We start from the raw sequence: 19,677 nt of genomic DNA, 5'->3' as shown, positions 1-19,677 counted from the left end.
ACGTGTCGCCCGCGAGGGTGAACATGGGACAGCCTCGCGTTATGCGGGGCTTTTTTTTGTGGCCGCCTGGGGTTGCGTTCCGCGCAGATTCTTCAACGCTCTATAAGTTCTGCGCGAAACCGGCAGCATGCAATCACGGACACATGCTGTTACACCTTTGCGGTGCAATGGGACGACTCACGGCGGCCTCGCGGAACGCGAAGCGCCATGAATGCGGTAGAGGACATCAGATGGAAAGCAACCACAGGCGCGCCGACCTGGCCGGCGCGCGACCGGTCAATCAGGCGGCCTTGACGCGCTCCAGCGCCGTCATCACCAGCTCTTCCAGCAAGGGCTCGATTTTCGCGGCCAGCGTCTCGTCGTAGGCATATGGCATCTGTTCCTCCATATACGTAATCTGCGACAACTCGAGTTGTACCGCGTGCACGCCCTGCGACGGTTGCCCGTACTGCCGCGTGATATACCCGCCCTTGAAGCGCCCATTGGCAATAGAGGAATAACCGCCATGGCGCTCGACCACAGCAGCCAGTTCCTCGCCTAATCCGGCCACCGCGCTGGCGCCGTTCGACGTGCCGAAGTTGAAATCCGTCAGACGGCCTTCAAAGAACCGCGGCACATGCGAGCGGATCGAATGCGCTTCCCAGAGCAGCACCTTGCCATGCTTCGCCTTCAGCGCGGCAATCTCGCCCGTCAGTGCGTCGTGATAGGGTTTCCAGTAAGCATCGCGCCGACGTGCGACTTCGGCGTCGGTCGGCAGATGGCCTTCGAGGTACAAGGGTTCCTTGTCGAAGGTATCGACCGGCAGCAAACCGGTGGTGTCCTGCCCCGGGTACAGATTCGCGCCGTCGGGCGGACGGTTCAGGTCGATCACATAACGCGCGTACGTGGGCGACAGGATCGACGCGCCCATGCGTTTCGCAAACGCGTAGAGACGGTCGAGGTGCCAGTCGCAGTCGTCGGTGCGCTGCGCGACCGGTGTCATGGTTGCGGCGATATCGGCGGGGATTTGCGTGCCCAGATGCGGAATCGAGATCAGCAGCGGTAGGCTTCCCCGATGCAGCGATAAAACCGGCGGCGGTGTTGCAGTAGACGAAGCAGTCATGTCAGTCCGGGATCGATAAAAGTCGAAGACGCTAGTTTACCCAGCAATTCACGCAAGCAGTTCACTTCGGTAAGCCGCTTCAGCAACTCACTTGAGCAAATCGGCGAGCGCCACGCGATAGCGCGCGTACGCGGCCTCTTCATCGCGATGACGGCGGTTGTCGACCACTTTGTCGCCGCCTGCATAGACGTCGCGAATCGGCGTCTCGCCATGCTCGCAGAATACAACGCCCGAGAGCCACGCGTGCGGCGCGTGCTCGGCGATACTCGAATGATCCGCATCGAGCACCAGCCAGTCGGCACGGCGCCCTGCCTGCAATGCGCCTACCGCACGACCGGTTGCATGCGCGCCGCCGTCGAGCGCGGCGTCGAACAGACGGTCGGCCACGTGCGTGGCGTGAGCCGAAGCCAGCACGTTGCGCTGCCGACGCGTAAGACGCTGCCCATATTCGAGCAAACGCAATTCCGCCCGCCAGTCGACGCCGATATGGCTGTCCGACCCAACGCCGATGCGCCCGTGCGCATCGAGATACTCGTGCGCCGGAAAAATGCCGTCGCCGAGATTGGCTTCGGTGGTCAGACACAAACCGGCGACCGCGCCGCTCTTTGCGAGCGCCAACGTTTCGTTCGCATCGACGTGCGTCGCATGCACGAGGCACCAGCGGCTGTCGACGTCGAAGCGATCGAGCAGCCATTGCACCGGCCGCGCCCCTTCGGTTTCGAGGCAGGCGTCGACCTCGGCGGTTTGCTCGGCGATGTGAATATGGACCGGTGCGCTGCTATCGATACCGCTCAGCAACGCACGCAACGAATCCGCCGATACCGCTCGCAGCGAATGCGGCGCGACGCCATAACGCAACGCCGCGCTCTCAGGACGTGCCGCGCGCACCGTGCCGAGCAGATCGAGCAGACTCTCGGGCGTATTGATGAAGCGCTGCTGATCTTCGCGCGGGGGGCGCGAACCGAAACCGCTGTACTGATACAGCACGGGCAGCATCGTCATGCCGATGCCGCTTGCCGACGCCGCATCCACCACGCGCTGCGCCAGTTCCGCCTGATTCGAATAGCGGCTGCCATCCGGCGTGTGGTGCACGTAATGGAATTCGCAGACCGACGTGTAGCCCGCTTTCAACATTTCGATGTACAACCACTGCGCGACCGCTGCGAGCCCTTCCGGCGTGATGCGCGCGGCAAAGCGGTACATCAGGTCGCGCCAGCTCCAGAAGTTGTCGGTGGCCCCTGTGCCAGATGCAGCCCGGTACTCGGTAAGGCCGGCCATCGCGCGTTGAAACGCATGCGAGTGAAGATTCGGCATGCCAGGCAACACCGGGCCGGCGGCTTTTTGCACACCGTCAGGAACTAACACCGTATCGGGCGTAACCGAAGTCAGCGTGCCGTTTGCATCCCATTCCAGCAGCACATTGCGGCGCCAGCCGTCAGGCAGATAAGCGTGATCGGCGAATAGTGATTGTTTTGATTGCATCATCTCTCAGGCCCTAGCTCAAATCACGCCGCGTATAAACAGTCTCGCCCGCGCGCACGACGCTCGCGCACAACGGACGCCCAATCCAGTAAGCCAGCTCGGCAAGCGAATCCACCGACCACACCGCGAAATCCGCCGCGCGTCCGGCTTGCAGCGAGCCATGCCGGTCTGCCTTGCCGAGCGCACGCGCCGCATGCGTGGTCACGCCTTGCAGCACTTCGGGCACAGTCATGCGGAACAGCGTGGTCGCCATGTTCATCATCAGCAGCAACGATGTGGTGGGCGACGTGCCGGGATTGCTGTCGGTGGAAATGGCGATCGGCACTTCATAGCGCCGCAGCAAGTCCAACGGCGGCAATTGCGTCTCGCGGATGAAGTAGTACGCGCCGGGCAGCAGCACGGCGACCGTGCTGGAGGCTTTCATCGCGGCAACGCCGGCCTCGTCGAGGAATTCAAGGTGATCGGCGGACAGCGCATGGTGACGCGCGGCCAATGCCGTGCCGCCGCCGTTCGACAACTGCTCGGCGTGCATCTTCACCGGCAGCTTGTAGCGCTCTGCTGCCTTGAACACACGCTCGCTTTGTTCCAGCGAAAAACCGATGCGCTCGCAGAACACGTCGACGGCGTCGACCAGGCCTTCGTCGGCGAGCGCGGGCAGCATCGTGTTGCAGACTTCGTCGATATACGCGTCGGCTCTCCCGGCGAACTCAGGCGGCAATGCGTGCGCGCCAAGAAACGTCGTATAGACCGACACCGGATAGCGCTCGCCCAACTGGCGCGCGACGCGCAACATCTTGCGCTCGCTCGCGAGATCGAGGCCGTAGCCGGATTTGATTTCGACCGCCGTGACGCCTTCGGCGAGCAGCGGTTCGAGGCGTGCAGCCGATTGGCGGAACAGCGAGTCTTCGTCAGCGGCACGCGTGGCGCGCACCGTCGAGACAATGCCGCCGCCCTGCCGCGCGATTTCTTCATAACTGACACCCGCGAGGCGCTGCGCGAATTCATCCGCGCGCTGGCCGCCATACACCAGATGCGTATGACAATCGACGAGACCCGGCGTCACCCACGCGCCGTGCAGATCTTCACGCGGCCACGCGGCGTACCCGGCGGGTAATTCGGACGCCGCGCCGAGCCATGCGATCTTGCCGTTTTCAACGGCAATCGCAGCATCAGGCAGCGTGTGTTGGGGATCGCCCTCGGGGCAGAGTTTCAGGTGATGCCAGACGGTTTGCTTCATCGCGTGCTCTTTGCAGCTTGTTGCGTGTCTGTGGTGATTCGCGGCGCGCTTTGTGTGGCCTTTGCCTGGCCTTCGCCGAAGCTTTGCCAGGCGGTTGCCAGGATTTAAGCGCGTGCGCGAATCGTCGTCATCGTGGAGGTTGGTCACGCATAGCGGATGCTGATCGCGAGCAATGCGCCCGTGCCCGCGACCGTGCACGACAGCGCGTTCGGCGCGCCGATACGCAGTGTGTCGTCGGCTTCAAGCACACGCGGTTGCGCGTCGCCACCGAGTGTGACCGAAACCGAACCGCTTGCGCAGAACAACAGCACCACATCGGCGGACAAAGTGTGTTGTGTAGCGCCGCGCCACACTTCGGTCTCGCCCACCGCCGCGCCACGGCGGACCATCAGGTTGAAGTCGCGCGTGGCGCCATCGACGAGGCGTGCATCGATTTGCGCTTCGCCCGCAAACCGCGCGATATCGAGCGGCTGGGTCAACGCATGCGTCTTCACGGCGTGAGCGTCAGTGTCGTCTGTTTCATCGAGCATCATGCCTGCGCCCGACAACAACACGAGTGTGCGATCGATACCCGCGAAACGCGAGAACGGCCCCGCTTGCGCCACGTCGGCAATACTCACGCGCCACGCGAATGCATCGAGCCCGGCGCCTTCGGGAAACGCCGTGATTTCACGCGTGACGCCGCCGCCGTTCTTCCACGGCGCCGCCACGAGGTCGGCGCCACGAATGAGCGTTGTGCCTTCGAATGCCGGCGATGCGGCCACGATCAGCGGCCCAGCATCGGCAGATTCAGGCCTGCCTCGCGCGCCGTTTCCTGCGCGAGTTCATAACCTGCATCCGCGTGACGCATCACGCCGGTTGCCGGGTCGTTGAACAGCACGCGGCCGAGGCGTTCCTTCGCGGCATCCGTGCCGTCAGCGACGATCACGACGCCCGAGTGCTGGCTGAAGCCCATGCCCACACCGCCGCCGTGGTGCAGCGAGACCCACGACGCGCCGCCTGCCGTGTTCAGCAGTGCGTTGAGCAACGGCCAGTCGCTGACCGCGTCCGAGCCGTCTTTCATCGATTCGGTTTCGCGATTCGGGCTCGCCACCGAACCGGTGTCGAGGTGATCGCGGCCGATCACGATCGGCGCCTTCAGCTCGCCGTTCTTGACCATTTCGTTGAACGCCTGCCCCAAACGATAACGATCCTTCACGCCGACCCAGCAGATCCGCGCCGGCAGACCCTGGAACGCGATGCGTTCGCGCGCCATGTCGAGCCAGTTGTGCAGATGCGGATCGTCAGGAATCAATTCCTTGACCTTCGCATCGGTCTTGTAGATGTCTTCCGGATCGCCCGACAGCGCGACCCAGCGGAACGGGCCCTTGCCTTCGCAGAACAACGGACGGATGTACGCCGGCACGAAACCCGGGAAATCGAATGCGTTTTCCACGCCCATTTCCAGCGCCATCTGGCGGATGTTGTTGCCGTAGTCGAGCGTAGCGGCGCCGCGTTCCTGCAGCGTCAGCATCGCTTGAACCTGCTTGGCCATCGACTGCTTGGCCGGCAGCACGATACTGTCCGGCGCCGTCTTCATGCGCTCGCGCCAGTCTTCGACGCTCCAGCCTTGCGGCAGATAACCGTGAATCGGATCGTGCGCGCTGGTCTGGTCGGTCACGCAATCCGGCGTGATGCCGCGCGTCACGCACTCGGCGAACACATCGGCCGCATTGCCCAGCAGACCGATCGACACCGGCTTGCCGGTCTTCTTCGCTTCGTCGAGCATGGCGAGCGCTTCGTCGAGCGTCTTCGCTTTCCTGTCGACGTAACGGGTCTTGAGGCGGAAGTCGATACGCGTCTCGTCGCATTCCACCGCGATCATCGAGAAGCCGGCCATGGTTGCCGCCAGCGGCTGCGCGCCGCCCATACCGCCGAGGCCACCCGTCAGAATCCAGCGGCCCGAAGGATCGCCGTTGAAATGCTGGTTCGCCACCGAGAAGAACGTCTCGTAAGTGCCCTGCACGATGCCCTGGCTGCCGATGTAAATCCAGCTGCCCGCCGTCATCTGCCCGTACATCATCAGGCCCTTGCGATCGAGTTCGTGGAAATGCTCCCACGTCGCCCAATGCGGCACCAGATTCGAATTCGCCAGCAGCACGCGCGGTGCGTCCGCATGCGTCTTGAACACGCCGACCGGCTTGCCCGATTGAATCAGCAGCGTCTCGTTCTCTTCGAGGTCTTTCAGCGAGGCGAGGATCTGATCGAAGCAATCCCAGTTGCGCGCGGCACGGCCAATACCGCCATACACAACCAGCGCGTGCGGATGCTCAGCGACTTCCGGGTCCAGATTGTTCTGGATCATCCGGTACGCGGCTTCCGCGATCCAGGTCTTGCAGGTCTTTTCCGCGCCGCGCGGTGCGCGGATCGTGCGGGTCGGGTCCAGACGCGGGTCGATGTGTTTCGGGTTGTTCATGGTGGCCCTCGGGATGCGTGAAAATGTTCGGGAAAATGAGTCGGAAACGAGTCTTAAACGGTTCTTAAAAAGCGGCGGAATCAGAAGTGGCCGGTGAAGCGATAGCGGCTGCCGGGATGCCAGAGATTGGCGATCGAAGCGACCTGGCTTTGCGACCACGTGCGCCGATGCAGCACGAGACACGGTTCGAGTTCATCCATGGTCAGCAACTCGCGTGTGCCGGCATCCGCAGCCAGGGCTTCGATGCGGTACTCGACGCGCTGCAGCGGCGCCACACGCACCAGATACTGATTCGGCGTGGTGTTCGTGAAGTCCTGCAACGCGTACTCAGGCGCGACCGCCGGGTTGACCCAACGCTCTTCGAGTTGCACCGGCTCGTCGTTTTCGAAATGCAGCACACGCGAATGAAACACCGGACTGCCCTCGCTCACCTGCATTTCTTCGGCAAGCGCTTCGTCCGCGATGCTCGCACCGATGTGCAATACCTTCGCCTGATAACGATGACCGCGCGCGACGATTTCGTCGGAGATGCTGCGGATCGCCACCAGCGTCGATTCATACTTGGGCCGGGCCACGAACGTGCCCGAGCCCTGCACACGCGTCAGCACCTGCTCCGAGGTCAACTCGCGCAGCGCGCGGTTGACCGTCATGCGTGCGACGTTGAATTCGCGCGCAAGCTCGTTTTCGGAGGGCACCTGGTCGCCTTCAGCCCATTCGCCCGCATGGATGCGGCCGAGGATGAAGTCCTTGATGCCCTGATAGGCCGGTGCGTTCATTGGCTTGATTAGCGTACGTGAAACGTGGTGTTCGAGCTTATTGCTCGGACGTGAACGAGAACGGGCTCAGCTTCGCGATCGTGCCGTTCTGCACGAGACGCGTGACGGCCGCGATATCCGGTGCAAAGTAATGATCGAGCTCGTAATGCGCGACGTCCTTGCGCACCACGTCCATCACTTTCTGCAGGCTCGGGCTGGTCTTGTGCGGCGCGCGCAGGTCGACGCCTTGCGCGGCAGCGAGCAACTCGATCGACAGGATGTTCGCGACGTTTTCAGCAATGTCGCCGAGCTTGCGCGCGGCGAACGTGGCCATCGAAACGTGATCTTCCTGGTTTGCCGAAGTGGGCAGCGAATCGACCGAAGCCGGATGCGCGAGCGTCTTGTTCTCGGAGGCGAGCGCCGCGGCCGTCACGTGAGCAATCATGAAGCCCGAATTCACGCCGCCATCGCGCACGAGGAACGGCGGCAGGCCCGACAGCGTCGCGTCGATCAGCAACGCGATGCGGCGTTCGGCCAATGCGCCGATTTCAGCGACGGCCAGCGCGAGGTTGTCGGCCGCGAAGGCAACCGGCTCAGCGTGGAAATTGCCGCCCGACAGCACTTCGCCCGTGTCCGGGAAAATCAGCGGATTGTCCGAGACGGCGTTGGCTTCCAGCAGCAGCACGTCGGCTGCGTGACGCATCTGGTCCAGGCACGCACCCATCACTTGCGGCTGGCAGCGCAGGCTGTACGGGTCCTGCACCTTGTCGCAATCGGCGTGCGAGACGTTGATGCCCGAGCCTTGCAACAGCGAACGGTAAGCAGCGGCCGCGTCGATCTGACCTTGATGGCCGCGCAGTTCGTGAATGCGCGCGTCGAACGGTTTGACCGAACCCGCTGCTGCATCCACCGACAACGCGCCCGCCACCAGTGCGGTGCGGTACAGGTCTTCAATGGCGAACATGTTGTAGAGCGCGAGCGCGGTCGAAGCCTGGGTGCCGTTCAGCAACGCCAGACCTTCTTTCGCTTGCAGCGTGAGCGGCTTGAGGCCGACCAGCGCGAGGCCTTCGGTGGCCGACATGCGCTCGCCCTTCGCGAACACGTCGCCGACGCCCAGCAAGGTGGCCGACATATGCGCGAGCGGCGCGAGGTCGCCCGATGCGCCAACCGAGCCCTTGACCGGAATCACCGGCAGCACGTCGGCGTTGTACAGCGTGATCAGCGCTTCCATCACTTCACGGCGGATGCCCGAGTGGCCGCGGCCGAGGCTCGACAGCTTCAGCGCGATCAGGAGACGCACGACGGGACGCGACATCGGCTCACCCACGCCGACCGCGTGCGACAGCACCAGATTACGCTGCAGCAGTTCGAGCTGATCGTGCGGAATGTGCGTGCTGGCGAGGCGCCCGAAACCCGTGTTGATGCCGTATGCCGGCTCGCCCTTCGCGGCGATATCGGCGACGGCTTTGGCGCAGGCGTCGATGGCGGCGTGGCTGGCGGGATCGAGTTGCAGCGCGACGTGTTCGCGGGCGATCTGGCGCAGTTGCGGGAGGGTCAGGTAGCCGGGCTTCAGAATCATCATGGTGTTGTGTCCTGTCTTGTCTATACAATTCAAGAAGAAGTTTAGCGGCGCCTGCTTGTATATACAACTTGTTTTTGCAGCTTCCGGCCTAGGGGTTTCCATTAGAACCGGACGCTGACGAGGCATACATGCCGGTTAGGCTGCGGCGTTGGATGGCCGGGCCTGCCACATCGCGTTCGTTCGTCGTAACGGATAACTTGTATATACACGTTCAAAATGCAGAGCGGCAAGCGGACAAAAAAATTCAACCCGCCGACTGGAGCAGTTGGCGGGCCGGGCCGCTCAATGCGCCCGCCCTCCTCCCCGCCGATGCGCGCTGCCCGGCAATCTCGATGTGCCTCTTCCAGAGTTATAGGAGAGCGCGCCGCCGACGCAAAAAAGCCCGCGCACTCACAGGAGCCGCGGGCTTCGATTAAACGCATGACTGGCGAAGGATTCGCTAAAGCCTCACCCGCGCCGCAATGAAGTCCAGGAAACACTGCACGCGCCCCGCCAGCGATGCGCTCTGGTAATACACCGCGCTCACCGGCTGCCGCTCATCCACCAGCACGTTGCCAAGAATCGGCACCAGCCGCTCTTCGCGCACGTCGGCGGCGGTCATGAAATCGGCGAGACAGGCGATGCCCCATCCCGACAGCGCCAACTGGCGCAGCGTCTCGCCGCTCGATGCGGTGATCGCCGGCGCGATCTTCAGCGGCTCGGATTTGCCTTTCCCGCCCCTTCGCAATGGCCAGCGATTCAGATGCTCCGGCGCCGTGAAGCCGATCAGGCGATGTTCGCGCAACGCCTCCACCGACCTGGGTTCGCCGTATTCCGCCAGATACGCCGGACTGGCGAGCACCCTTAACTTGCTGCTGCCCAAGGTGCGCGCGTGCAAGGTCGAATCCTGCAACGCGCCGATGCGGATCGCGATATCCACCTTCTGCTCAAGCAGATCGACGATCCGCTCGTTGCTGGTCAGCTCCAGACGAATCTCCGGATACAGCGCCGAAAACGCCTTCATATGGGGCGCCACGCAATGAAGCATGAATGGCGACGCCGCATCGACACGCAAGCGCCCCGAGGGCCGCTCGCGCCCGCGCGTGACGGATTCTTCGGCCTCTTCCATCGCATCGAGAATCGCCCGGGCCCGCTGCAGAAACGCCTCGCCCTCCTCGGTCAGTTGCAGACGGCGCGTCGTGCGCCTTACCAGCGCCGTGTCGAGTTTCTTTTCGAGGCGCGTAAGCGCCCGGCTGACACCCGAAACGGTCTGCCCCAATTTCTCGGCCGCCGCGGTGATCGAACCGCTGTCGATCACCATGACGAACACCAGCAATTCGTCAGTCGAAGTTTTCATTGTTGATTTCAAATCAAGATTGATTTGAGACTAACACGCTTTTTGCGAGAATCAAGACGGTGGATACTGCGTGCATGTCATCGTGTTTCCGGTGTTTCCACCTTGGGAGAACGTCTTGAAGATTTTCATTACTGGCGCAAGCGGCTTTATCGGCGGTTCGATCGCGGCGCACCTCGTACGCGCCGGCCATCAGGTGCGCGGTTTGATCCGCAAACCTGAACATAGCGCCGAATTGCAACGCCTCGGTATCGAACCGGTCATCGGCACGCTCGACGACCGCGAACTGCTGATCGCGGAAGCCAAAGCCGCCGACGCGGTCATCAACGCCGCGAGCAGCGACCATCGCGGCGCCGTGCAGGCGCTGATCGACGGCCTGGCCGGTTCCGGCAAGCCGTTTCTGCATACGAGCGGCTCGAGCATCGTCGGCGATGCATCGGGCGGCGAAGCCGGCACGGCACGCATCTATCACGAAGACGCCCTGCCCGAACCAACCGCGGACAAAGCAGCGCGCGTCGCCATCGATCAACTCGTACTCGACGCGGCGCAGCAGAACATCCGCTCGGCGGTGCTGTGCAATACGCTGATCTATGGTCACGGCGCGGTGCCGGGCAGCGCAAGCGTGCAGTTGCCGCGACTCGTGCGGCAGGCGCAAAAGAGCGGTGTCGTGCGGCATGTGGGCAGCGGCGGCAACACCTGGTCGAACGTACATATCGACGACGTCGCCGAACTCTATCGCCTCGCGCTGGAGAAGACGCCGGCGGGCGTGTTCTACTTCGTCGAAAGCGGCGAAGCGTCGTTTCGCGACATGAGCGCCGCGATCGCCCGCGTGATGAAACTCGGCGAGGCGCAAGACTGGCCGCTCGAAGAAGCGCAGAAGGAATGGGGTTACGAAATGGCTTCGTACGGGCTGGGTTCGAATAGCCGTGTGCGCGGTGAGCGCGCACGCAAGCTGCTCGGCTGGCAGCCCAAACGCACCTCGGTGATCGACTGGATCGAGCACGACATGATGTCCGCCTAGCCGTCTCTTTCGGGGCGCACCCCAAGGGACCTCTTTCGGGACACACGTCAAGAGAACTTCCTTGGGGCGCCACCCAAGGGGACCTCCTCCGGGGCGTAATTTGTGTAAGCACAGTCGTTGCGAATCCGTAAGCTCAACTCGCTAGAATCCGCCTCACGTAACAGCGCGATTCGACGATACGAGTCGCGCGCGAGCCCGGATTTAATCGATGAACTTGGCGCTGAACTTCGACTGGCTAACCAACCTGCTAGCGATTATTTTCGTCATAGCGTGCCTCTACGATTCACGCTACGACGAATACGGCACGCTGACGCTGTCAGCGGCCGCAATGGGCCTTGTGGTGATGGCGATCGAGCTGTTCCTCAGGCCCGCTTTCGATATGTCGCTTTGATTCGACGCTGCGCAAAGCAGCGTCGTCAGGTCCGGCTCACGCTTCACGTCACGCGTCACATCCCGCTTCACATCCTGCTTCACATCGCGCCGCCGCACACTTCCCCATCACGATCCGCACGCGGCGCAACCGCCCGTCTTTTCTTCATAGCGATCGTGATGCTTGAGCCATTCGCCCATATTTTTCTTCTCGTCGCGGCCTTTCGGCGTGACGTCGAAAAGCGCGTAGGTGCTGAGGAACTGCTCGCCGCCGCGGCCGTAGGTGGAATACGTGTGATAGACGTCGCCCGCTTCGTCCTTGTAGAACACGCTGTGACCGGGTAGCTCGTCGATGCCGACATCCTGCTCGGTGAAGTTATAGAACGCCTTTTTGCCGGCAATCTCCTCCGGCGAGAACGACACGTGATAGTCGAAATTGAAGTCGCTTTCATTCGACGACACCCACGGAAACTTCCAGCCCATCCGTTTTTTGAAAGCCTCGATCTTCGCGAGCGGCCCACGCGAAACCGCTACATACGATACGTCGTGGTGTTCAAGGTGCGTCAGGATGCCGTCCATATGATCCGACACGAACGAGCAGCCGAAGCAGCCCTCTTCCCAATCGGGGCCGAACATGAAGTGATAGACAATCAACTGGCTGCGTCCGCCGAACAGATCGACGAGTGTCTTACTGCCCTGCGGCGTATCGAATACATAGGTCTTGTCGACCTTCACCCACGGCAACGCACGACGTTTGCGGGCGAGTTCGTCGCCGGCACGTGTATATGCTTTCTCTTCGGCCAATAGCGCCTTGCTGGCGGTCAGCCACTCTTCCCTCGTCCCAACCCGGTGTTGCGGATCCATGTGCGTCTCCTTCTCTGCGTCGTGCAGGTTAGACAGAACAAAATCACGCGAAGTAGCGTTCCAGCGAATCGAGGCCGCCGCTCCAGCCGGCCTGATGCAGGTCACGTGTTTCTTCGTCGACGAACTGTTCGTGCATGAGCGTCAGCAAGGTGCCGTTACCGTCCGGCCGTAACAGCACCGTGACGAGCGACTCCTGCTCCGGGCTCGAACGCCATCTCCATGTGAACACAAGTCTGGCGTCGGGCACCACCTCCAGATACTGACCGCCAACCTCGATTTCCCGGCCATCCGGCTTGCGATACACGATCGTGAAGCGCCCATCGGCGCGCGCATCCAGTTCCGCGCGGACCACGTCGGCGTCGCTCGGATGCATCCACTTCATGAGCTGCGCCGCTTCCGTCCAGGCGCGGAAGACTTTGGCGGGCGCGGCGTTGATCCGGCGCTGGAGGGTGAGGCTGGGTTTGGCGGACATGGTGTTTCCTCTTCGACGAAAGCGGCAAGCCGATCGAGTGATCCGGACCAGAAGCGCTGATAGCGGGTGAGCCATTCCATCGCTTCCTCCATGGGTCCGGCACACAGGCGGCACGCCACGGTGCGGCCGGTTTTGCTGCGCGTGATGAGACCGGCCTCCGACAACACGTCGAGGTGCTTCATCACCGCGGGCAACGACATCGCAAACGGCGCAGCGAGTTCACTGACCGACAGATCGCTTAGTTCGGACAAACGCGCGAGCAACGCACGCCGCGTCGGATCGGACAACGCCGCAAAGGTGCGATCGAGTAGCATTTCATTAAACTTAACCATGAGGTTAAGTATAGAAACGCACTTGAGGATGTCAAGGACGGGTGCGTACTTTTCTCAAAGCGTGCAGAAAGATGCGAAGGGGACGCTACAAAAAGATACGCGGCGCACCGCAGATAAAACCCTGCAATACGCCGCGTCAAGGTGGAGAACAACCGACTACACGTTCGAGCAAAGCGGCACAAAAAGCCCGCTCTACTCTTGCGTTACAGCAAATCGCGTCAACCGCAATGCAACAGAATCAGATCGCCCAACCGCCGAGATAGAAGCCGACCAGCACGACAGCGATGACCACCGTGCCCACGTTCAGCTTGCGATATTCGCCGCTCACCACGCGGCCGATCACCAGCGTCGCGAAGCCGAGCATGATGCCCGTCACGATGTTGGCGGTCAGCACGATGAACACGGCGCACATCAGGCCCGACATCGCGTCGACCATGTCGTCCATGTGCAGCTTGCTCACGTTCGAGAGCATCAGCAGCCCCACGTACATCAGCGCCGGAGCCGTTGCATACGAAGGCACGAGACTGGCCAGCGGCGAGAAGAACATCACCACGAGGAACAGCAGACCGACCACCGCTGCGGCCATCCCCGTCTTTGCGCCGGCTGCCACGCCCACCGTCGATTCGATGTAAGCGGCCGCCGGTGCGCCACCGAGCAGGCCCGAGAAAATCGAGCTCAGCGAATCCGCTGTCAACGCACGGCCGCCGTTGATGATGCGACCGTTTTCGTCGAGTTGACCGGCTTGTCCGGCAACGGCGCGAATCGTACCGGTGGCGTCGAATACGGCGGTCATCACGAGAGCCAGCACGCTCGGCAAGACCGCCATCGACAGCGCGCCCTTGATGTCCATCGCGCCGATCAGCGAAGCGTGGCCCGGCGCGCTCAGCGACGGCAGAGCAAACACGCCGTGGAACGCCACCGCCGGATCGATCACGAGCGCAATCGCCGAGATCGCGATGATCACGATCAGGATCGAACCCGGCACGCGACGGCGCACCAGACCGAAGATCGCGGCCAGCCCCGCCACCGACATGATCGCCGGCAAGGCCGTGATATTGCCGAGCGCGACCGGCAGGCCCGCGCCCGGATTCTTCACGACCAGACCCACGTCGTTGGCGGCGATCAGCAGCAGAAACAGGCCGATGCCGATGCCCGTGCCGTGTGCGATGCCCGTCGGCAGATTGCGCAGGATCCACGAACGCACGCCCGTCACGGAGATCGCCGTGAAGACGACGCCCATCAGGAACACCGCGCCGAGCGCGACATTCGGATGCAGACCTTTACCGAGCACGAGGCCGAACGCGGTGAAAGCGGTCAGCGAAATCGCGCAGCCGATCGCGATCGGCAAACGCGCCCAGACACCCATCAGCAGCGAGCCGAACGCGGTGGTCAGGCACACCGCGACAAACACCGCGCTGGTGTCGAAGCCCGCTTTGCCGAACATGCCCGGCACGACGAACACGGAATAGACCATCGCGAGGAAGGTCGTGATGCCCGCGACGATTTCCGTACGCTGCGAACTGCCGCGTGAAGAAATTTCGAAGTAGCGGTCGAGAAAGCCCTTTCCGTCGAATGATTCGGCGCCGACTTCGGAAATCGGTTGGGCGTGGGGTTCCATCATGATGAGTGCCTCCTTTATCAGCGTGCTGAAACGGCCGGTATTCCGGCCGCCATCAGGTTCGTCTCGTTGCGTTGATTTAATGTCGTGTGGCAAGGTTTGAACGTCGGCTTGCGATGCGTCCGGACAACCCGCTATCCGTTCTTCTTTTGCTGTCTCGAAATGTAGGGCAACACAAATATGTCTCCCATCGCATGAATGGCATGCCCGACATGTCGTGACGCTTATATCGTTTAAGGGACGGCAAACCCCGCGGGCGTTCCGCGCGTTTACACCTACGGTTTGTCATCAAGCTGTGAAAGGGTTTTGAGGGGTTCAACGCGTCACAACGAGGCTGGAGTGCGACCAGACGTTCGCAACGCGGCATGCGCCTTGCGTCGCAGGCACCTGTCAGAAACCCTTCAAAACCGGGCCGCCCGACGCCGCGGGTTACACTCTGGCCCTTACCCGACTTAATTGCGGCGGCCCACAGCGCCCGTCCGCACTGGCCGATGGAGTTCTTCTCGATGAGTGGCGGTTTTTCGCGTCCTGCCTGGCGTCTTCTGATTCTTGCTGTGTTCGCGCTATTCGCGCTGTCCGGTTGCAGCCTGCTGTGGGGCCCCGGACAGGCGCCGATCGTCGACGCCACGGTGATGCCCGTCGAACCCGCGAGCGCCCCCGTGGCCGCCTCCGCGCCGGAACCGGTCGAGACTGAAGCGGCCGAGCCCGAACAGCAGAAGAAACCGAAGAAGCCGGTCGTCAAGCCGCGCAAGGTCGAACCGCCGCCGCCGGTTGTGACACCCGCGCCGCCGCCACCGCCGCCACCGCCGCTGATCGTGCTGCGCACGATCGAGCGCAGCGACGCGCATGCCTTGCTCGATAGCGAAGTGCAGAAGCCCGACGGCAAGGTGGTTGGCCGCGCGGTCGATATGATCGCGGATGCGAGCGGCAAGCCGCGCGAGATGGTGGTCAATCTGCAAGGCTTCCTCGGCGTCGGCGATCGCAAGGTCAATTTCCCGTGGAACTCGTTCCGCTTCGCACCGACCGCGAAGACCGCGCCGATCACGCTCAATGCCGCGGCCGTGCCGACTCCTGCGGCAAAGTCCACGGCTGTGCAATTGCCGTTGATCGATACCGATGTCGAGCGCTCGAACGGCGCCAAGGTCGGCCGCGTGATCGACGTGCTGATCGACGCCAATGCCCAGCCGCAGGCCGTCGTGCTCGACGTCAACGGCATGGTCAGCACCGAGCGGCGCACGATTGCCGCGAACTGGTCGGCGCTGCGTTTCGTTACGAAAGACAAGGAACTGCATCCGCTGATCGATCTGAGCGATGCGCAGATCAATGCGACGCCGCCGTATGCCAGCGGCAAACCGATCCGCGCGGTATCTCCGGCGCCACCGCCGGCACCCGCTCCGGCGCCTGCTCCCGCCGCTGCGGCTTCCGCTGCGCCGGCCGCCGCCGTTACGGCGGGTTCCAACGCACGGGCGGCCCGATGATAGGCCGCACCTTGGTAACCGCGCGCAGTTTGCGCGCACTCGACTGGTTGAATTTTTTCGTCGCCAACGTGCAGACGGGTTTCGGGCCGTTCATTGCGTCCTACCTTGCCTCGCACAAGTGGACCCAGGGTGAGATCGGCATGGCGCTCTCGGTCGGCACCATTAGTGCGATGGTGAGCCAGGTGCCGGGAGGCGCTGCCGTCGACGCGTTGCGCAACAAAAAAGGCGCAGCCGCATGGGCGATTCTGGCGATCATCCTGAGCGCCGTGCTGCTCGCCGTGAGTCCGACCGTGCTGCCGGTGATTGCCGCCGAGGTGTTCCACGGCTTTGCCAGTTGCATGCTGACGCCGGCGTTGGCCGCGATCTCGTTTGCACTGGTGGGACGCGCGAACCTCGGCGACCGGCTGGGACGCAATGCCCGCTGGGCGTCGATCGGCAGCGCCGTGGCGGCCGGCCTGATGGGCGTATTCGGCGAATACTATTCCCCACGCGCGGTGTTCTGGCTGACCGCGGCGCTGGCCGTTCCCGCGCTGTTTGCGCTGACGATGATCCAGCGCACCGATACGATCGAACTGCCGAAATCCGGCCCGACGCCAGAGCAGATCGAACGACGCGAGAGTCTGCGCGAACTGCTGCGCGACAAGCGCATGCTGCTGTTTGCAGCGTGCATTGTGTTGTTCCATTTATCGAATGCGGCGATGTTGAATCTTGCCGCGGGCGAAGTGACGGCCGGCATGGGCGACAACGTGCAGCTCGTGATTGCCGCGTGCATCATCGTGCCGCAGGCGATCGTGGCGATGATGTCGCCGTGGGTTGGGCGCTCCGCCGAGCGATGGGGACGCAGGCCGATTCTGCTGCTGGGCTTTTCGGCGTTGCCGATACGGGCGTTGTTGTTTGCCGGAATCAGCAGCCCTTATTTGCTGGTGCCGGTGCAGATGCTGGACGGCCTGAGCGCGGCGGTGTTTGGCGTGATGCTGCCGCTGATTGCCGCCGATGTCGCCGGAGGCAAGGGGCGGTATAACCTTTGTATTGGGTTGTTCGGATTGGCTGCGGGGATTGGCGCGACGTTGAGCACGACGGCTGCTGGATTTGTGGCCGATCATTTCGGTAATGCGGTGAGTTTCTTTGGACTCGCCGCTGCGGGCGCGCTTGCTGTGTTGCTGGTGTGGGCGGCGATGCCCGAGACGCGGGATGCCGCTGCGGATGAAGGGGCTGCGGCTGTGGGGGATGGGAAGTCGGCTGTTAGGTGAGTTTTTTTGCCTACGGCGTTTGGGTTTGCTTGGGTTTTTTGCCTGTGATGGCGCTTTCTTGTCCGCCTGTTTGCTTGCCTCTTTGCCTGTGGCGGTGGGGTTTTCTTGATCTGGGTTCTTTGGGCTTTGCTTGATCTGGTTGTCTGCGCGACGCTTATTTTTTGTATGCCTGTGGCGTTGGCCTTTCCTTGATTTGTTATTGGTTTATTAGCGTTCGCCCCTGTGCGGGGCAGGCACTTACTTTCTTTGCCGCCGCAAAGAAAGTAAGCAAAGAAAGCGGCTCACACCGCTAATTCTTAAGCGGGTTCCCCGCGCAGTTACGGTAGTGGTGCATCTGGAATCGGTACCCTCGCACATTCAGCGTGAGTGACAAGGCCGTCATGCTTCCCGCCTCGCACTACGTGCTCGCCGGAAGGGTCCATCCGAAACCAGGGGCTTCGTTTGAGCACGGTGGGCGCCATCGGCTTCGCCTCGGCGAAATGCCCACGTATCTCAAAGACGAACTCCCCGTGCGAATCAACGTACGAAACCACAAGCCAAAAACCCGCGGTTGTCATGCAATGGCGGTGGCGGTGGCGGGCCACGATACTGAGTGAAATACGAGGGTAAAACGCGGCGGGAGGTTTTATGAAATGCGCGTCGGCGCGCGCAGCGCCGCCGGAAGTATGACCGCCTTGTCACTCACGCCGAATGTGCGAGGGCACCGATTCCAGATGCACCACTACCATAACTGTGCGAGGGACCCGCTTAAGAATTAGCGGTTTGAGCTGCTTTCTTTTGCCTACTTTTCTTTGCAGCAGGCAAAGAAAAGTAGGTGCCTGCCCCGCACAGGGGCGACGCTAATAAACCAATAAGAATTCAAGGAAAGGCCAACGCCACAGGCAAACAACAAACCTAAAGCGCCCCGCAAGACCCTTAATCAATGACCTTCCCAGCAGTCTCTCGCATAAACGGCAACGGCAACAACGACACAAGCCCACATCCAATCAGATACCAGGCCGGAGCCAGATTACTCCCGGAAACCTGAATCAACCAGGTCGCGAAAAACTGCGCAAAACCACCAAAAATAGAAACACCCAAACAATAAACAATCGACATCCCCGTAGCACGAATCTCGCGCGGAAACATCTCCGGCAACATGACGATATTGGGCACTGCGGTAAACGCGACAAAAACAGCCAGCACGGCAACAACCGATAACAGCACAGGCACCGTCGGCGACGCATTGATAATCATGAAAGCCGGGTACACAGCCACAATCAGCAAAACACGGGACACCCACAACACCCGCTTACGTCCAACACGATCGGACAGCGCTCCAGCAAACGGCGAACAGATCACCGTCACCACCGCCGCGGTCCACGCGGCCCACAGCGCCGACGACATCGGCAAATGCAGAATCCGAATCGCGTAGGTGGACAGATAAAACAGCACGATATAGTTCGCCGCCGTGCCGCCAATCGTCGTCAACACGCCCGTCGTAATCACCCGCGAATGCTCGCGGAACAGCTCGCGCACCGGCTGCGCAGCCGGCACTGGCTCCGCGTCACCCTTGCCGTCTTCAACGCCCGGCAAGGTCTCATTCAGGTGACGCCGGATATAAATCCCAATCGGCCCCATCGCCATGCCGATCACAAACGGCACGCGCCAGCCCCAGCTCTCCAACGCGGCAGTGGACAGCGCCGCCGCCAGCGCAACACCCAGCAGCGATCCGCAAACGGTGTTCAACCCCTGACTCACGAACTGCCAGCTTCCGTAGAATCCACGCGTCTTGTCGCTGCCATATTCAAGCAGTAACGATGTCGATGCGCCGATCTCGCCACCCAGCGCGAACCCCTGAATCAGGCGCGCAAGGATCACCAGCAGCGGTGCGGCCACGCCAATCGCCGCGTAAGTCGGCGCAAACGCGATGATCGCGGAGCCGAGCGTCATCAGCCACAGCGTCAGACTCATCGCGGCCTTGCGGCCGGCGCGGTCGGCATAGGCGCCAAGGAAAATACCGCCCACCGGACGCATGATGAATCCCACGCCGAATGTGCCGACCGCCAGCATCAATTGCGCAAGCTGCCCTTCCACCGGGAAATACAGCTTGCCGATGATCGTCGCGAAGAAACTGTAGATCGTGAAATCGAAAAACTCGAGACCGTTGCCGAGCGTGATCGCCGCAATCGCTTTGGCGTGGCTCACGCGCCCGGCTTGCGCGGCCGGCACGTTCTGCATGTTCAACACGTCGGCGCCCGCGGGTTGCGGAGTGGCGGAATAGTCCATCTTTGTCTCCATGGTGTCCTTCCTGCTGTTGCACGGCTCGGCGGCTTTGTGCGCCTGAA

At 62.2% G+C, this 19,677-nt stretch carries 17 protein-coding genes; 4 read left to right on the top strand and 13 right to left on the bottom strand.

What is annotated here, in order from left to right; translation table 11 throughout:
- Window positions 1-280: 280 nt before the first annotated feature.
- The 8 genes from hutG to ACOSV0_RS06295 all read right to left on the bottom strand — a co-directional run bounded on the left by hutG (window position 281) and on the right by ACOSV0_RS06295 (window position 9,949).
- Window positions 281-1,102 (bottom strand): N-formylglutamate deformylase, encoded by an 822-nt coding sequence (gene hutG, locus ACOSV0_RS06330; protein ID WP_434109423.1) that lies wholly within the window; start codon window positions 1,100-1,102, stop codon window positions 281-283.
- 87 nt (window positions 1,103-1,189) lie between these two features.
- A complete protein-coding gene (locus ACOSV0_RS06325) occupies window positions 1,190-2,587 on the bottom strand; it encodes a formimidoylglutamate deiminase (protein WP_434109421.1) in 1,398 nt (465 codons plus the stop codon).
- A gap of 10 nt (window positions 2,588-2,597) precedes the next feature.
- The gene (gene hutI, locus ACOSV0_RS06320) at window positions 2,598-3,821 is read right to left on the bottom strand and encodes an imidazolonepropionase (RefSeq protein ID WP_434109419.1); all 1,224 of its coding nucleotides are present in this window, start codon (window positions 3,819-3,821) and stop codon (window positions 2,598-2,600) included.
- A 143-nt stretch (window positions 3,822-3,964) separates the two neighbouring features.
- Entirely contained in the window at window positions 3,965-4,585 is a 621-nt protein-coding gene (locus ACOSV0_RS06315; protein WP_434109417.1) for a HutD/Ves family protein, read from the bottom strand.
- Window positions 4,586-4,587: 2 nt separating this feature from the next.
- On the bottom strand, window positions 4,588-6,276 hold the full coding sequence (gene hutU, locus ACOSV0_RS06310; protein ID WP_434109416.1) for a urocanate hydratase: 1,689 nt from the start codon (window positions 6,274-6,276) through the stop codon (window positions 4,588-4,590).
- Window positions 6,277-6,356: 80 nt separating this feature from the next.
- The gene (gene hutC / locus ACOSV0_RS06305; RefSeq protein ID WP_434109414.1) at window positions 6,357-7,052 is read right to left on the bottom strand and encodes a histidine utilization repressor; all 696 of its coding nucleotides are present in this window, start codon (window positions 7,050-7,052) and stop codon (window positions 6,357-6,359) included.
- Window positions 7,053-7,089: 37 nt separating this feature from the next.
- Window positions 7,090-8,613, bottom strand: coding sequence for a histidine ammonia-lyase (gene hutH / locus ACOSV0_RS06300; RefSeq protein ID WP_434109412.1), 1,524 nt, complete (start codon window positions 8,611-8,613; stop codon window positions 7,090-7,092).
- Between the two features lie 439 nt (window positions 8,614-9,052).
- Window positions 9,053-9,949 carry a LysR substrate-binding domain-containing protein gene (locus ACOSV0_RS06295; RefSeq protein WP_434109411.1) on the bottom strand — a complete coding sequence of 299 codons (897 nt, stop codon included), beginning with the start codon at window positions 9,947-9,949 and terminating at the stop codon, window positions 9,053-9,055.
- A 115-nt stretch (window positions 9,950-10,064) separates the two neighbouring features.
- Here ACOSV0_RS06295 and ACOSV0_RS06290 point away from each other — a divergent pair, with 115 nt between their 5' ends.
- Together ACOSV0_RS06290 and ACOSV0_RS06285 are read left to right on the top strand one after the other, a co-directional pair.
- Window positions 10,065-10,967, top strand: coding sequence for an NAD-dependent epimerase/dehydratase family protein (locus tag ACOSV0_RS06290; RefSeq protein WP_434109409.1), 903 nt, complete (start codon window positions 10,065-10,067; stop codon window positions 10,965-10,967).
- Between the two features lie 208 nt (window positions 10,968-11,175).
- Complete coding sequence (locus ACOSV0_RS06285; protein WP_434109407.1) at window positions 11,176-11,358, top strand: hypothetical protein; 183 nt, start codon at window positions 11,176-11,178, stop codon at window positions 11,356-11,358.
- A 107-nt stretch (window positions 11,359-11,465) separates the two neighbouring features.
- Here the strand turns inward: ACOSV0_RS06285 and ACOSV0_RS06280 are convergent, their stop codons facing one another.
- The 4 genes from ACOSV0_RS06280 to ACOSV0_RS06265 all read right to left on the bottom strand — a co-directional run bounded on the left by ACOSV0_RS06280 (window position 11,466) and on the right by ACOSV0_RS06265 (window position 14,625).
- Window positions 11,466-12,200 (bottom strand): DUF899 domain-containing protein, encoded by a 735-nt coding sequence (locus ACOSV0_RS06280; RefSeq protein WP_434109406.1) that lies wholly within the window; start codon window positions 12,198-12,200, stop codon window positions 11,466-11,468.
- A 43-nt stretch (window positions 12,201-12,243) separates the two neighbouring features.
- Window positions 12,244-12,672, bottom strand: coding sequence for an SRPBCC family protein (locus ACOSV0_RS06275; protein ID WP_434109404.1), 429 nt, complete (start codon window positions 12,670-12,672; stop codon window positions 12,244-12,246).
- Window positions 12,579-12,986: an ArsR/SmtB family transcription factor gene (locus tag ACOSV0_RS06270; protein WP_434109403.1), complete on the bottom strand. Its 408-nt coding sequence runs from the start codon at window positions 12,984-12,986 to the stop codon at window positions 12,579-12,581. The genes ACOSV0_RS06275 and ACOSV0_RS06270 overlap by 94 nt, the downstream gene beginning before the upstream one ends.
- Before the next feature lie 256 nt (window positions 12,987-13,242).
- Entirely contained in the window at window positions 13,243-14,625 is a 1,383-nt protein-coding gene (locus ACOSV0_RS06265; protein WP_434109401.1) for an NCS2 family permease, read from the bottom strand.
- Window positions 14,626-15,128: 503 nt separating this feature from the next.
- Between ACOSV0_RS06265 and ACOSV0_RS06260 the strand changes: the two genes are divergently transcribed.
- A complete protein-coding gene (locus tag ACOSV0_RS06260) occupies window positions 15,129-16,100 on the top strand; it encodes a PRC-barrel domain-containing protein (RefSeq protein WP_434109399.1) in 972 nt (323 codons plus the stop codon).
- On the top strand, window positions 16,097-17,350 hold the full coding sequence (locus tag ACOSV0_RS06255; RefSeq protein WP_434109398.1) for an MFS transporter: 1,254 nt from the start codon (window positions 16,097-16,099) through the stop codon (window positions 17,348-17,350). The genes ACOSV0_RS06260 and ACOSV0_RS06255 overlap by 4 nt, the downstream gene beginning before the upstream one ends.
- A gap of 915 nt (window positions 17,351-18,265) precedes the next feature.
- Here the strand turns inward: ACOSV0_RS06255 and ACOSV0_RS06250 are convergent.
- A complete protein-coding gene (locus ACOSV0_RS06250) occupies window positions 18,266-19,618 on the bottom strand; it encodes an MFS transporter (protein WP_434109396.1) in 1,353 nt (450 codons plus the stop codon).
- Window positions 19,619-19,677 lie beyond the last annotated feature (59 nt).

This window comes from Paraburkholderia caffeinilytica (genome assembly GCF_051027425.1).
Taxonomy (GTDB): Bacteria; Pseudomonadota; Gammaproteobacteria; order Burkholderiales; family Burkholderiaceae; genus Paraburkholderia; species Paraburkholderia caffeinilytica_A.
Note: the sequence above shows the minus strand (reverse complement) of the source record. Positions and strands in the feature narration are given on the sequence as shown.